Genomic DNA, 13,921 nt, shown 5'->3' on the forward strand with positions numbered 1-13,921 from the left:
TGCTGCGGCTACGCGGGTGTCACCGCGTGGCCGTAGCGCAGCAGGTTCGCCGGGTCGTAGGTGGCCTTGTCGTGGCGTAGGCGTTCGTAGACTTCGGGGCTCCAGGCGCGGGCACGGTCCTGTTCGTCGCCCGGGGTGCCGTGGATGTTGACCATGGTGCGGCCCGTGCCGTAGGGGGCCATGGCGGTGTAGAGGCGGCGGGTCGCCTGTTCGACCGCCTCGGCCACGGGTGGGGCGGGCATGATCCCGACCGACTCCATGAAGTAGCGGGCGTCGCGGGCGCAGACGGCGTCCTCCACGGGGGCCGGGCGGGCCAGTGCGCCGCCCATGTGGCGCAGCGAGGCGACCAGCAGGGGGTGGTCGGCGCCGGCCGTGGGGCCGACCTGCTCCAGGAACGCGCCGACGGCGTCGGGGGGCAGGTCGCGCAGGAGCAGGCAGCACTCCCGTGCCGGGAGCGGGTCCTGGGGTTCCATGTGGATGCGGTCCAGGGCCGCGTAGTCCATCTCCTCGACCAGGTCGACGGCCACCGGGGCGGCTTCCCGGATCGGGGCGATCAGTGCCTCGCCCTCGGCCGTGTCGCCCGGCCAGGCGATCGCGACCCGGGCCCAGAAGCCGCCGCGCAGGGGCTCCGGGATCTGGGGGATGGGCGGCAGGCGCAGGACCGAGAACATGCTGCACATCTCGTCCGGGACGGTGCGGGTCCAGTCCGTCCAGGCGTGCAGCAGGGCCTCGGTGTGCTCGGCATGGCAGTAGATGCCGCCGCCGTAGAGGCGGGGGAGCGGGAGCAGTTCGGTGATCAGTGAGGTCACCACGCCCACGTTGCCCTTGCCGCCGCGCAGCGCCCAGAACAGTTCCGGTTCGTTCCGGGGGTCCGACTCGCGCAGCCGCCCGTCCGGGGTGACGACCTCGAAGGAGCGGACCAGGTCGGCGGCGTAGCCGTAGGCACGGCCGAGGACCGGGAGTCCGCCGCCGAGGACGTAGCCGACGACGCCCGCGTCCGTGGAGGTGCCGCAGAGACCGGCCAGGCCGTGCGGGGCGGCCGCGGCCATGACGTGGCTCCACTTCGCGCCCGCGGCGATCCTGGCGGTGCGGGTGGTGGGGTCCACCTGGACATCCGTCATGCGGGTCGTGTTGATCAGAAGGCCCTGCTCGATGGGGAAGTTGGCGCCGTGGCCGGTGGCCTGGACGGCGACGGGGGTCCGGGTGGCGTTCGCCCAGCGCATGGCGGTGACGACGTCGTCCGGGCCGGTGGCTCCCACGGCCACGTCCGGGGTGTGGAGGGCGGCCAGGTTGAAGCCGGTGACTTCGTCGGCGTAGGCGGGGTCGCCGGGACGCAGGACGGGGCCGTTCATCTCTGACAGGGCGAAGAGGTCGGGCGTGTGGTGGGGGGCGGTCATCGCGTCCTCCGTGGGGGCGGGTACGGAGGGACGGCGGCGGCGAGGGGGCGGGCCGTCGGGGTCCTTGTGCATGTCCTTGTTGTTCTCAGGATGGACCTGGGGGGTGGCGGGCGCATTGCGGGTGGGAGGGGCCGCCGTGCGCCGACAGTGCGTCGGTATCGGGGGGTTTCGGGCGGGCGTAGCGTAGAGGCCATGTCGACGTACGGATCTTTTCCCGGTTCCCGGCCGCGGCGTTTGCGGAGCAACCCCGTCATGCGTCGGATGGTTGCCGAGACCCGGCTGCACCCTGCCGACCTCATCCTCCCGGCCTTCGTGCGGGAGGGCGTCAGCGAGCCCGTGCCGATCGCCGCCATGCCGGGGGTCGTGCAGCACACCCGGGACAGTCTGAAGAAGGCCGCCGCGGAGGCGGTCGCCGCGGGGATCTCCGGGATCATGCTGTTCGGCGTGCCGGAGGAGTCGAAGAAGGACGCGCTCGGCACGCCGGGGACCGATCCGGACGGGATCCTCCAGGTGGCCCTCCGGGATGTGCGGGCCGAGGTCGGCGACGATCTGCTCGTCATGTCCGACCTGTGTCTCGACGAGACCATCGATCATGGGCATTGCGGCGTCCTCGACGATCAAGGGCGGGTCGACAACGACGCGACCCTGGAGCGGTACGCCGAGATGGCCCAGGTGCAGGCCGACGCCGGCGCCCATGTCGTCGGGCCCAGCGGGATGATGGACGGACAGGTCGGGGTCATCCGCGACGCCCTCGATCAGATCGGGCGGGAGGATGTCGCCATCCTCGCCTACACCGCCAAGTACGCCTCCGCCTTCTACGGGCCCTTCCGGGAGGCCGTCGCCTCGTCCCTGCAGGGGGATCGGAAGACCTACCAGCAGGACCCCGCGAACGCCCGGGAGTCGCTGCGCGAGCTCGCCCTCGATCTCCAGGAGGGCGCCGACATGGTGATGGTCAAGCCGGCCGGCCCCTACCTGGACATCCTCGCCCGGGTCGCGGACGCCGTGGACGTGCCCGTCGCCGCCTACCAGATCTCCGGCGAGTACTCGATGGTCGAGGCCGCCGCCGAGAAGGGCTGGATCGACCGGGACCGGGCGATCATGGAGACGCTGACCGGCATCCGGCGGGCCGGCGCGCGCAGCATCCTCACCTACTGGGCCACCGAAGTGGCCCAGAAGCTCAAGGAGCGGTAGGAGACAGGGCGCTCAGTAGGTCAGCGCGTCGTCCCTGTCGCGCAGCCAGTAGGTGACCGTGAGCGTGCTGTCGTAGTACACGCCCTCGGCCGGCAGGGCCGGGATCGCCGAGGGGCCGCCGTCGCTGTTCGGCGTGCGGCCCTGGAAGCCGACCGTGAGCTTGTGGCCGGTGGTGCCCCCTTCGCCGCTGCCGTCGGCCGCCGAGAGCGAGACACCCGCGTAGCCGGACTCGCCGGGGGCAAGGGTCGTCACCGCCTGCGGCTTGGAGTCCTTGATGGGCCGCGGGACCCACTGCATCTCGTCGAAGCGCAGCACCGGGTAGTAGGTGAGGTCGCACATCTTCGAGCCGGTGTTCTTGACCGTGAGCAGCATGTGGTTGAGGGGGCGGGGGACCGGCTGTGCGGTGACGGTGGTGTTGGAGCCGTTGCAGGAGACGCGGGTTGCCGTGGTGCCCTTCGGGGCCTTGCCGCCCTTGGTGGCCTGCGGGCCCGTCCCGCTGCTCGTGTCCTGCGTGCTGTTCGTGGCCGTCCCGCCGTTCGCAGACGTCCCGCCGTTCGTGCCCTTCCCGCTGTTTCCGCCCTCCGCCGGGTGCGTCGCCGTGACAGTCGCCGACGCAGGCTCGGGCTGGGCGGCGCCCTCGTCCTTCATGCCCGTGCCGTCCTGGCATGCCGTCAGGGCGAGGGCGGCCAGGAGGGCGACGGGGAGGGCGTGGTACTTGCGCATGACTGCGTTTCCTTTCGGACAAAGGCGGTTGGGAAGCAGGCCCAGGCGGGTCGCGCCGCCGGTGGGCCGGGAGCGGCGTGCTTGGATGACCAGAGCTTGTGCGGTGGTCCGTCCCGGCCGCCAGACCCGGCGGACGATCAGGGACGTTGGAACGCCCGCACATGCTTTGACCAGGGAGAACAGCCATTCCCTGGAACGGGGGAACGGGACACGGGGCATGGAGGAACGGTGTCGGAAGGCACGGCCGCGGCGGATTTCGCCGCGCTGCTGGGGGAGTTGAAGGAGCGCTCGGGGCTGAGCTACGGGGTGCTCGCCAAGCGGCTCCACATGAGTACGTCGACGCTGCACCGGTACTGCAACGGGGAGGCCGTGCCGACCGATTACGCGCCGGTGGAGCGGCTCGCCCGGCTGTGCAAGGCGTCGCCGGAGGAACTCGTCGAGCTGCACCGGCGGTGGGTGCTGGCGGATGCGGGGCGGGTGCGCAAGGGGAGTGGTGGCACGGGGGGTGGCGGTGCGGGGGGTGGTCCTTCCGAGGCGGCCTCCCCGGAGGTGAGCTCCCGGGAGGCGCGCTCTCCGGAGGTGACCACACCGGAGGTGACCGCTCCGGGGGCCGACGTTCTCGCGCCGCAGGCCGGACCCGCGGATCCCGACGCCCCTGCGCCGGAGCAGCACGCCGGTCGGCGTCCCCGCCGCGCTCTCCTCGCCGGTGTCGCCGTGGCCGTGGTCCTCGGTGGGGTCGGTCTCGCCGTGGCCGTTCCCTCGGGCGGGACGGACGACGACGGGCGGCGCGGCGCGGCCGTCTCCGGCGGTGGTGGCGGGCAGGAGAAGGGCGGGGCGGCTTCCGTGTCGCCCTCGGCCGGTTCGTCCTCCGCGGCCGGCGGAGACAAGGACAAGGGGAAAGACAAGGGGGAGGGGGCTGCCTCCGCGACCTCCACCTCAGCCTCCCCCGGCACCGGCACCGGCACCGGCACCGGCACCGGCGAGGACCGCCCTGGGCGTGAAGCCGCCCCCGCCTCCGCTCCCCTCACCGTGGACACCGAGCCGCACGCCTGGGAGAGCCCGTGCTCTCAGCGCTACCTGGTGAATCTGCCGCCGGGCCGGGTGGTGCCGCCGCCGCTGGAGCAGGACGCGCCCGGCTGGGTGTCGGCGATGGGGGCCGTGCCGTCGGGGGAGCAGTTCCTGAAGCTGACCGTGCAGGGGACGGGCAAGGAGACCGTGGTCGTCAAGGGGCTGACGGTCCGTATGGCCGGGAAGCGTGCGCCGCTCGCCTGGAACGACTACGCCATGGGGTACCCGGGCGTCGGCTGCGGCGGCGGCGTGCCGACCCGGTTCTTCACGGTCGCGCTGGACGCCGCGCGCCCGTCGGTCGTGCCCGAGGCGGGGCACGCGAACTTCCCGTTCAAGGTGAGCGAGTCCGACCCGGAGGTGTACTACATCCGGGCCGACGCCTCCGCGTACGACGTCAGCTGGTATCTGGAGCTGACCTGGTCCAGCGGCAGCCGGACGGGCACGCTCACCGTGGACGACCACGGCCGGCCCTTCCGCACGAGCGGCAACAACGGGCGCCCGGCGTACGAGTTCCCGCTGGGCGGCGAGAAGTGGGTCGAGGAGGGGACCACGGAGTAGTCCTGAAGGGGCAGGCTCAGTGGAACTCGTGGACCAGCTCGATCTTTCCGACGATGTGGGCGTTGAACTCGTCGAGTTCCTCGGCCGGGACCCACAGTTCGAGGATGGTGCGGCCGCCGGCCTGCTGGACGGGGTAGCGGGCCAGGAAGTCGGTGTCGACCTCGAAGCGGGTGACGAAACCGGCGCCGTCGTGCTTGACGTTCCAGTCGCGGGCGATCCTGATCGCGTAGTCCTCGTTGAGGACCGGGTAGAAGATCGGCTGCTCGGGGAGCCGGGGTGGCCAGGCGCGCCAGTCGAGGTCGAGGACCAGGTCCAGCTCCTTGGGTCCGGTGGGGCGCCAGAGGGTCGTCGTCGCTCGGAGGTCGTTCTGCACGGGCACCATCAAATCAGTTGAACCGTTAGGTTGTTGACCGCCGTAGTGGTTGCTGATTGAACCACCTACTCTTCAGGGAGACGTCCATGTCCGGTGACGCCCTCAGCCAGGATCCGGCCGAGCTGCAGAGGAGGATCGACAGCAGCAAGGCGCACCCGGCCCGGGTCTACGACGTCTTCCTCGGCGGCAAGGACCACTACCCCGCCGACCGGAACGCGGCCGCTGCCGCGCTCGCCGCCAACCCGCGCGGGTACCTCGACGTACGGCACAACCGCGACTTCCTGCGGCGCGCGGTGACCACGCTCGTGGCGCAGGACGGTATCCGGCAGTTCCTCGACATCGGGACCGGGCTGCCCACCGCCGAGAACGTGCACCAGATCGCGCAGCGCATCGCGCCCGAGTCGCGGGTCGTGTACGTCGACAACGACCCCGTGGTGCTCACGCACGCACGCGCCCTGCTGACCAGCGGCCCCGAGGGGCGCACGGACTACATCGACGCCGATCTGCGGGACCCGGCCGGCATCCTCGAACAGGCCGCCAAGACACTGGACTTCGACCGGCCGGTCGCGCTCTGCCTGGTCGCGATCCTGCACTTCGTCGCGGACGAGGAGGCGTATCCCCTGGTGAGCGGGCTGCTCGACGGACTGCCCGGCGGCAGCCGGCTGGTGCTGAGCCACCTCACCGAGGACCTCAACCCCGAGAACATCCGCGCGGTCCAGCGGACGTACACCGAGCGCGGGTTCACCTTCGTGCTGCGCTCCCGGGCCGACGTCGAGCGGTTCTTCACGGAGAACCGGGTGGAGATCGCCGCCCCGGGGGTCGTCCCCGCGCACCGCTGGCGGCCCGACCACGCCGCTCCCGTCCCCGAGCAGCCGGAGGAGTCCTTCCTCGCCGGACTGGAGGAGATCGAGAAGGTGCGGTACCGCGACATCAACGACGTCACGGACGCGGACATCAACGTGTACGCGGCGATCGGCGCCAAGGCGTGAGCCACGGTTCCGCCGCGTGACCGGCGGGGCGTCCGGATCCCGGAAACCTGCTTGTAGGCGGCACGTACTTCCTTAGGCCGCGGGGCACCAGGCGTCACCGCAGCCGAAGGAGCCGTGTCATGACCGTCGCCGAGCCCCTGCCCCCCCACTCTCCGGTGCCGCCCCTGGCCGCGCGGGCACGGGCCGTCGGCGGCTCTCCCGTACGGGACATCCTCGCCGTCACCGCCCGCCCCGAGGTGATCAACTTCGCGGGCGGGCTCCCGGCACCGGAGCTGTTCGACGCCCGGGGCATCGCCGCCGCGTACGAGGCCGTGCTCGCCGAGGCTCCCGAGCGGGCGCAGTACTCCACGACCGAGGGCGAACCCGCGCTGCGGGACGCGCTCGCCGCCCGCACCACCGCGCGCGGCCTGCCGACCGGCCCCGACGATCTGCTCGTCACCACCGGCAGCCCCGGCGCCCCCTTCTACGCGGGCACGCCCGACCGGACGACCCCGCGGCTGTGCTTCGTGACGCAGACACCGCAGGAGATCGAGGCGGGGCTGCGCCGGCTGGGGGAGGGGATCAGTCCCACCAGAACTGCCACGCCCGCTGGTTGAGGACCTGGTGCTCGGCGTAGGCCCTGAGGGCCGCGTCGCCGCCCTGCCGGATGTTGTCCGGGCAGAACGCGAAGTGCTCGGCGGCCACGGCCTCCGCGTCGGCCGTCGTGGCGGGCGGGGCGGCGACCGACACCAGCAGGTGATCGAAGCCGAGGGCGACGAGGCGTATGCCGAAGCGGTCCTCCCAGGAGCGGAGCACCGCGCTGAGCCGGGCCGTGTCGCCCTCGTGGTGCGCCGGGCCCGTCCAGCCGATCGCCGTCGGGATGTCCGCGCTGCGGCGGGCCGGGACGAGGGCGAGGCGGGGGTCCTTGAGGGGGCCGCCGTCGTCGAGCAGGGCGTCCGCGGTGCGTGCCGCTGTCACGTCCGGGTCCCCGGCCCGTGGGAGCGGCCGGGCCGGTCCGGGCCAGGGATCGCCCTCCGCGGCGTACTCCTCCCAGTACTCCGCGAGGACCTCTTCGGCGTCGTGGTCCCCGGCGTACGACACCTCGCCGGGCAGCAACTGCCAGCGGTCCGGCCCGCCATGGCCGCCGCCCACGTCGAGGAGAACCGGCAGCAGCCCCACCCGCCGTGCCGGCTCCAGCGCGGTCCAGCCACCCGGCCCGGTCCGCTCGTCCGCGCACCACAGCAACGGCTCGTGCCAGGGGCCGTCGTCGGTCGCGTCGACCAGTGTCCCGGCGGGCAGGTGCATCCCGAGCGCGCGGCCGCCCGGGTCGGCCGCCAGCGTCGGCAGCGGGTTGGGAAGAGTCGCCATGGTGGTGACTGTAGAGCCGGCCACTGACAGAGGACATGGACTGGCCTAATCGCCCTCTACGTTCCTCCCATGACCACTTCCCCGGAGAAGACGGACCTGATGAACGCGTTCGCGGAGCAGCGGGAGTTGCTGCTGATCACCGTCCGCGGACTCGGTGACGCCCAGGCCGCGCGGCGCACGACCGTGAGCGAACTGACCCTGGGCGGCATCGTGAAGCACCTCGCTCAGGGGGAGGAGGTGTGGGCGCAGATCATGGTCAAGGGCGACGGTGAACTGCCCGACGGCATGCTCGACATGGGCCAGTACCGCATGGCCGAGGGCGACACGCTCGCCGGGGTGCTGGAGCGCTACGCATCGGCCGCAAAGGCCACGGAGGAGGCGGTGGCCGCGTTGCCGGACCTGGACGTCAGCGTGCCCCTGCCGAGGACTCCCTGGTCGCCGCCGGAGCCCGAGTACTGGTCGGCGCGCCGGATCCTGCTGCACCTGATCAGGGAGACCGCCCAGCACGCCGGGCACGCGGACATCATCCGCGAGGCCCTGGACGGCGCGAGCACCACGGCCCGGCGCTGACGCCCGAGGGCGGCCCTCCACGGAGGAGTGCCGCCCTCGGGGCGGTCGCGGGAGAGCCCGGATCCAGAGCCGTCCGGGCTCAGAGCCGCTCGGGCGTCCGGATGCCCAGCAGTTCCATGCCCCGGTGGAGCGTGCGGGCCGTGACGTCGCAGAGGAACAGGCGGTTCTCGATCTGCTCCGGCGTCTCGGCCTTCAGGACCGGGCACTTGTCGTAGAACGTCGTGTACAGGGACGCCAGCTGGAACAGGTACGCCGCCAGCTTGTGCGGGGCGTACTCGCTCGCCGCCTCCGCGACCGTCGCCGCGAACGAGTCCGCGTGCAGGCCCAGCGCGCGCTCCGCCTCGTGCAGCTCCAGCTCGGGGTGCGCGGCGGGGCGGGTGGCTCCGGCCTTGCGCAGGATCGACTGGATACGGGCGTAGGCGTACTGGAGGTAGACGGAGGTGTCGCCGTTGAGCGAGACCATCTGGTCCAGGTCGAACTTGTAGTCGCGGTTCGCCGACGTCGACAGGTCCGCGTACTTCACCGCGCCGATGCCCACCTGGGTGCCGCGCTCGGTGATCTCCGCCTCGGAGAGGTCCTGGGCCTTCTCCCGGACCACCGCGGAGGCGCGGTCGATCGCCTCGTCGAGGAGGTCGACCAGACGGACCGTCTCGCCCTCACGGGTCTTGAACGGCTTGCCGTCCTTGCCGAGGACGGTGCCGAAGGCGAGCTGGACCGCCTCGACGTCGTCGTTCAGCCAGCCGGCGCGGCGGGCCGTCTCGAAGACCATCTTGAAGTGGAGCGACTGGCGGGCGTCCACGACGTAGAGGAGCGTGTTCGCCTTGAGCTGGAAGACACGGTCGCGGATCGCGGAGAGGTCGGTCGCCGCGTAGCCGTAGCCGCCGTCCGACTTCTGCACGATCAGCGGGACCGGGTTGCCGTCCGGGCCCTTGATGTCGTCGAAGAAGACGCAGAGGGCGCCCTCGGAGCGGACCGCGACGCCCGACTCCTCCAGGAGGCGGCAGGTCTCGGCGAGCATGTCGTTGTACCCCGACTCGCCGACGATGTCCGCGTCACGGATCTCCATGTCGAGCTTCTCGAAGACGGAGAAGAAGTAGATCTTCGACTCGTCGACGAACTTCTGCCACATGGCCAGCGTCCGCGGGTCGCCCGCCTGGAGGTCCACCACCCGGCGCCGGGCTCGGGTCTTGAACTCCTCGTCGGCGTCGAACAGCTTGCGGGCGGCCTTGTAGAGACGGTCGAGATTCGACATCGCCTCCTCGCCGGAGACCTCGTCGGCCTTGTGGTCCAGCTCGTGCGGGTGCTCCTCCAGGTACTGGATGAGCATGCCGAACTGGGTGCCCCAGTCGCCGATGTGGTGACGCCGGACCACGTGCTCGCCGGTGAACTCCAGCAGCTGCACCACCGCGTCGCCGATCACCGCGGAGCGCAGGTGACCGACGTGCATCTCCTTCGCCACGTTCGGCTGGGCGTAGTCGATGACCGTGGTGCCCGGCTGCTCGGCCCGCGGCACGCCGAGGCGGCCGGTGTCGTCCGCGTAGCGCGCGGCGAGGTTCCGGGTGATCGCCCGGTCGGTGAGGGTGATGTTGAGGAAGCCGGGTCCGGAGACCTCGACGTCCTTGATCAGCTCACCCGACTCGACCTGGGAGACGACCTGCGTGGCCAGCTCGCGCGGGTTGGCCTTCTCCTTCTTGGCGAGGGCCAGGATCCCGTTGGCCTGGAAGTCGGCCCGGTCGCTTCGTCGCAGCAGCGGGTCCGCGGAGCCGGCCTGCGGCAGAGCCGCCGACAGGGCCGCCGCGAGGCGCTGGTGGACGGAGTCGCTGAGGGACGTGACCGAGGCCATAGGTAAGGGTGCCGTTCTCCTCGAGGGAATCGATAGACACACTCAGTATTCCATGCGGGTAAAGCCGTTTTTCCGGGCGCAACCCGGTCTGGGACAATGGTGCGGTCAGCCGTGCGACCGTACCGGCTGCCCGATGCAGAAAGAAGGACGTGCCGATCGTGGCTCAGAGCACCGAGACCACCGACTGGGTCTCCCGTTTCGCGGATGAGGTCATCGAGGAGTCGGAGCGCCGGGCCCCGGGCAAAGTGACATCAGTTGCCACCGCTCCGGTCGTCGTCGTCGCGTCCGGTCTGTCCCCGTCCGGCCCCATCCACCTCGGCAACCTGCGCGAGGTCATGACCCCGCACCTCGTCGCCGACGAGATCCGCCGCCGCGGCCACCAGGTGCGGCACCTGATCTCCTGGGACGACTACGACCGCTACCGCAAGGTGCCCAAGGGCATCGCCGGCGTGGACGAGGAGGCCTGGGAGGAGCACATCGGCAAGCCGCTGACGTCCGTCCCGGCGCCGAAGGGCTCCGCGCACGCGAACTGGGCCGAGCACTTCAAGGCCGCGATGATCGAGTCGCTGGCCGAGCTGGGCGTGGAGTTCGACGGGATCAGCCAGACCGAGCAGTACACCTCGGGTGTGTACCGTGAGCAGATCCTGCACGCCATCAGGCACCGCGGCGAGATCGACGCGATCCTCGACCAGTACCGCACGAAGAAGGCCCCGGCCAAGAAGCAGCAGGGGCAGAAGCCGGTCGACGAGGCCGAGCTGGAGGCCGCCGAGGGCTCCGGCGCGGCCGGTGAGGACGACGGCAGCTCCGGCAGCGTCGGGTACTTCCCGTACAAGCCGTACTGCGGCAACTGCGAGAAGGACCTCACCACCGTCACCTCCTACGACGACGACTCCACCGAGCTGACGTACGCCTGCACCGCGTGCGGCTTCTCGGAGACGGTCCGGCTGAGCGAGTTCAACCGCGGCAAGCTGGTCTGGAAGGTCGACTGGCCGATGCGGTGGGCGTACGAGGGGGTCGTGTTCGAGCCCTCGGGTGTCGACCACTCCTCGCCGGGGTCGTCGTTCCAGGTCGGCGGGCAGATCGTCGGGATCTTCGGCGGGAAGCAGCCGATCGGGCCGATGTACGCGTTCGTCGGTATCTCCGGCATGGCGAAGATGTCGTCCTCGAAGGGCGGCGTACCCACCCCGGCCGACGCCCTGCAGATCATGGAGCCGCAGCTGCTGCGCTGGCTGTACGCGCGCCGCAGGCCCAACCAGTCCTTCAAGGTCGCCTTCGACCAGGAGATCCAGCGGCTCTACGACGAGTGGGACCGGCTGGACGCCAAGGTCGCCGACGGCAGCGCCCTGCCGGCCGACGTGGCCGCGTACGCGCGTGCGGTGGGTACGGCCGCCGGTGAGCTGCCGCGGACGCCCCGGCCGCTGCCGTACCGGACGCTGGCGTCCGTCGCGGACATCACCGCCGGGCACGGGGACCAGGCGCTGCGCATCCTCAGCGAGCTGGACCCGGAGCAGCCGCTGACCTCGCTCGACGAGGCGCGGCCGCGCTACGACAAGGCCGAGGCCTGGATCAACACGCACGTCCCCGCCGACCAGCGGACGATCGTGCGGGCCGAGCCGGACGCCGAGCTGCTGAAGTCGCTCGACGAGCAGGGCCGCGCGTCGCTGCGGCTGCTGCTCGACGGGCTGGCCGATCACTGGTCCCTCGACGGGCTGACGCACCTGGTGTACGGCGTGCCGAAGGTGCAGGCCGGGTTCTCCGCCGACGCCACGCCGAAGGAGCTGCCGCCGGAGATCAAGACCGCCCAGCGGTCCTTCTTCGCGCTGCTGTACCACCTGCTGGTGGGCCGGGACACCGGGCCCCGGCTGCCCACGCTGCTGCTGGCGGTGGGGCAGGACCGGGTGCGGTCCCTGCTCGGGGACTGAGCCGCGAAAAGGGGGGCCCTCCTGCGAGGGCCCCCCTTTTCCGTGTCAGGACTTCGGTTCGTGTCAGGACTTCTGGAAGCAGCATCGTCGACGAGCCGAGCGCCTCCGTGTCGGTGTGCGTGCTGCTCACCAGGCGGAAGCCGTGCCCGCTGATCTCCTCGGTGAGGGCGTCACCGGACCGCTCCGAGTAGGGGAGCACCTCCAGGCCGATGTCCTTCTCGCCGTCCTCGACGCGGATCCTGCGCGAGATCATCCGTCCGGGGACGAGGTCGGAGGAGATCTCCGCGTAGTCGGGGATGGAGAAGAAGCCCTTCCCCCACTCGCTCGCGCAGTGGTCCACGACGAAGTGCCCGCCCGGGCGGAGGATGTCGTGGACGCGGGAGATGTGGCGGGCCCGCTGCTCCTCGTCGACCAGCATGTGCAGGCAGCCCATGTTCATCGCGAGGTCGAAGCCGCCCTCCTCGAAGCCGCGCAGGTAGATGATGTCGCGTTCCATGAACCCCGAGGCGTCCAGGTTCGCGGCGGCGGCCCGTTCCCGCGCGCGGGACAGGGCCGAGTGCGACACGTCGACCGAGACGACGTCGTGCCCCTGCGACAGCAGGTAGAGGGAGTCGCGGCCCTCGCCGCAGCCCAGGTCGATGATCCGGCCGGAGAAGACGTCCGGGCGCTCCTGCATCAGCAGGCGCAGCGAGGCGTTCGGCTCCGCAGACTCCCACAGTTCGGCGCCGTGCTCGTACACGGTCCGGTAGCGGTCCTCGTAGCCGTAGTAGTAGTCGTCGAGTGTGCCGACGATGCTCCGGACGTCGTCGCTGGTGGGGGAGAACTCCACCGGTGCGGCCGTGACGTCCGCGCCCAGCACCAGGAGCGCGGTGTCGTCGAGCAGCCCGATCGCCAGCAGGTACTGCGACTCGGAGCACTCGACCGCCTCGCCCACCCCGAAGGGCGCGCAACACTCCTTCAGCGCGTCCAGGGTCAGGGCGGCCGCCTTCTCGCAGACGAAGACCGCGGCTCGGCCCTGGGTCACCTTGGCGGCGAAGCCGGCCGAACTGTCCAGCTGCCACACGGTGGTCCGGTCGGCGAGTTTGATCGTGCTCAGCGGCAGGTCACCGGGCGCGGTCTCGTCGAGTATCGCTTGGTAAAGGCTCACTTCAGTACCCCCTGTGTGTGGCGTTCGGATGTGCGCAGAGCCGCCAGCCGGGCCGCGTACTCGTCGAGTACGGGGCTGCGGTGGCGGAAGATCCGGCCGGACTCGCGCAGCCGTTCGGCGAGTTCGTAGTTCCGGGAGCGAAGTGCCGCCTCGATCCCGGTGAGTTCGACGACGTCGCGCTGGGCGTTGCTGCAGCCCATCGCGAACGAGCGGTGGTAGGACCTGGCCAGCCGGTCCGCCGCGTCGGCGTAGTCGCCGGTGGTGAAGGAGCGGAAGCCGAGGAAGACGTCGACCATCTCCTCGGGCACCTCCTTGCCGCGGGCCAGGACGGCGTCCAGGAGGGCGTCGGCGCGGCCGTACTCGCCGACCTGGCAGTAGGTGAGGTACGCGTGGAAGTCGTTGAAGAGGTACCAGCTCTCCTCCAGGTACGGCTCCCAGTCCTGGTAGAGCGAGCGCCAGTAGGCGGAGAGGTCGAGCTGCGGCCTGATCAGGGCCAGGCGCCAGAGCAGGGTGACGGCGTCCAGGTCCTCGGCCGAGCGCAGGGACGTCTTCCTGCGGATGCCGATGCGGTAGCAGGCCAGTACTTCCTGGATGTTGTCCGCGTAGAGCTCGAACAGGGCGTAGTGCCACCAGACGTGGATCCGCATGGGCGTCGAGGCGTTCCGGCCGCGCATGTAGTCGCGGATGTAGCGGGCGCCCTCCTCGTTCCGGCCGGTCTCGTAGAGGCAGTGCACCATCGCGTGCCTGAATTCGGCCGTGTGTCGGCCGGGGGGATCGGCGCTGGAATAGACGA

General features: G+C 71.1%; 11 protein-coding genes and 2 pseudogenes. 6 read left to right on the top strand and 7 right to left on the bottom strand.

Going from position 1 to position 13,921, the window contains the following annotated elements:
* Window positions 1–8 precede the first annotated feature (8 nt).
* Entirely contained in the window at window positions 9–1,397 is a 1,389-nt protein-coding gene (locus G3I77_RS22650) for an FAD-binding oxidoreductase (RefSeq protein ID WP_248506584.1), read from the bottom strand.
* 192 nt (window positions 1,398–1,589) lie between these two features.
* On the opposite strand from G3I77_RS22650, the gene hemB reads away from it, so the two are divergent.
* A complete protein-coding gene (gene hemB / locus G3I77_RS22655) occupies window positions 1,590–2,588 on the top strand; it encodes a porphobilinogen synthase (RefSeq protein ID WP_248506587.1) in 999 nt (332 codons plus the stop codon).
* A gap of 12 nt (window positions 2,589–2,600) precedes the next feature.
* On the opposite strand, the gene G3I77_RS22660 is transcribed toward hemB, so the two are convergent.
* The gene (locus G3I77_RS22660; RefSeq protein ID WP_248506589.1) at window positions 2,601–3,311 is read right to left on the bottom strand and encodes a DUF4232 domain-containing protein; all 711 of its coding nucleotides are present in this window, start codon (window positions 3,309–3,311) and stop codon (window positions 2,601–2,603) included.
* Window positions 3,312–3,539: 228 nt separating this feature from the next.
* On the opposite strand from G3I77_RS22660, the gene G3I77_RS22665 reads away from it, so the two are divergent.
* Window positions 3,540–4,937 (top strand): helix-turn-helix transcriptional regulator, encoded by a 1,398-nt coding sequence (locus tag G3I77_RS22665; RefSeq protein ID WP_248506591.1) that lies wholly within the window; start codon window positions 3,540–3,542, stop codon window positions 4,935–4,937.
* 16 nt (window positions 4,938–4,953) lie between these two features.
* On the opposite strand, the gene G3I77_RS22670 is transcribed toward G3I77_RS22665, so the two are convergent.
* On the bottom strand, window positions 4,954–5,310 hold the full coding sequence (locus G3I77_RS22670; protein WP_248506593.1) for a hypothetical protein: 357 nt from the start codon (window positions 5,308–5,310) through the stop codon (window positions 4,954–4,956).
* An 86-nt stretch (window positions 5,311–5,396) separates the two neighbouring features.
* On the opposite strand from G3I77_RS22670, the gene G3I77_RS22675 reads away from it, so the two are divergent.
* Window positions 5,397–6,299 carry an SAM-dependent methyltransferase gene (locus tag G3I77_RS22675; protein ID WP_248506595.1) on the top strand — a complete coding sequence of 301 codons (903 nt, stop codon included), beginning with the start codon at window positions 5,397–5,399 and terminating at the stop codon, window positions 6,297–6,299.
* Between the two features lie 119 nt (window positions 6,300–6,418).
* A pseudogene (locus G3I77_RS22680) lies at window positions 6,419–6,757 on the top strand (PLP-dependent aminotransferase family protein); the annotation flags it as partial.
* A gap of 103 nt (window positions 6,758–6,860) precedes the next feature.
* Here the strand turns inward: G3I77_RS22680 and G3I77_RS22685 are convergent.
* Window positions 6,861–7,646, bottom strand: a complete 786-nt coding sequence (locus G3I77_RS22685) for a DUF4253 domain-containing protein (RefSeq protein WP_248506597.1) — start codon at window positions 7,644–7,646, stop codon at window positions 6,861–6,863.
* Window positions 7,647–7,715: 69 nt separating this feature from the next.
* Here G3I77_RS22685 and G3I77_RS22690 point away from each other — a divergent pair, with 69 nt between their 5' ends.
* Window positions 7,716–8,216, top strand: coding sequence for a DinB family protein (locus G3I77_RS22690; protein ID WP_248506598.1), 501 nt, complete (start codon window positions 7,716–7,718; stop codon window positions 8,214–8,216).
* A 79-nt stretch (window positions 8,217–8,295) separates the two neighbouring features.
* On the opposite strand, the gene argS is transcribed toward G3I77_RS22690, so the two are convergent.
* Window positions 8,296–10,059 (bottom strand): arginine--tRNA ligase, encoded by a 1,764-nt coding sequence (gene argS, locus G3I77_RS22695; RefSeq protein WP_248506599.1) that lies wholly within the window; start codon window positions 10,057–10,059, stop codon window positions 8,296–8,298.
* A gap of 149 nt (window positions 10,060–10,208) precedes the next feature.
* On the opposite strand from argS, the gene lysS reads away from it, so the two are divergent.
* On the top strand, window positions 10,209–11,981 hold the full coding sequence (gene lysS, locus G3I77_RS22700; protein ID WP_248506600.1) for a lysine--tRNA ligase: 1,773 nt from the start codon (window positions 10,209–10,211) through the stop codon (window positions 11,979–11,981).
* 328 nt (window positions 11,982–12,309) lie between these two features.
* Here lysS and G3I77_RS40905 read toward each other — a convergent pair.
* Window positions 12,310–13,128 (bottom strand): annotated as a pseudogene (locus G3I77_RS40905) (class I SAM-dependent methyltransferase); the annotation flags it as partial.
* Window positions 13,125–13,865: a hypothetical protein gene (locus G3I77_RS22710; protein WP_248506601.1), complete on the bottom strand. Its 741-nt coding sequence runs from the start codon at window positions 13,863–13,865 to the stop codon at window positions 13,125–13,127. The pseudogene G3I77_RS40905 and the gene G3I77_RS22710, both read right to left, overlap by 4 nt.
* Window positions 13,866–13,921: the final 56 nt, after the last annotated feature.

This window comes from Streptomyces sp. D2-8 (assembly GCF_023184515.1).
In the GTDB taxonomy this organism is placed as follows: Bacteria; Actinomycetota; Actinomycetes; order Streptomycetales; family Streptomycetaceae; genus Streptomyces.